We start from the raw sequence: 260 nt of genomic DNA, 5'->3' as shown, positions 1-260 counted from the left end.
CGTGGATGCTGGATAGCTTCACGTGTTATCCTCTTAAATGATTTAATAAACTGTTATTTAAGGAGTTATCATGGATTACAAAATTTTATTTAAGGGCACCATTAACGGCAAATCCCACAACCTGGATACCGTTATCAACTCGAATACAGCACCTGAAGCTAACTCACCTGCAGTTCGTGCAGCTGCCATGAGAGCCCTTTCCGAATTAATCGAAGGTGAGGAAAAGGTTGTGACGATTGAAGTAAGCATCACAGCGAGCC

1 protein-coding gene is annotated in these 260 nt (G+C 42.3%); it reads left to right on the top strand.

Annotated elements, in window-relative coordinates:
* Positions 1-70: 70 nt before the first annotated feature.
* On the top strand, positions 71-260 hold a 190-nt coding region (locus ACWXWW_RS18140), incomplete at its 3' end, for a hypothetical protein (RefSeq protein WP_455971418.1).

Source organism: Microbacterium sp. KNMS, assembly GCF_053851835.1.
This window is presented reverse-complemented; position numbering and strand designations above follow the sequence as displayed.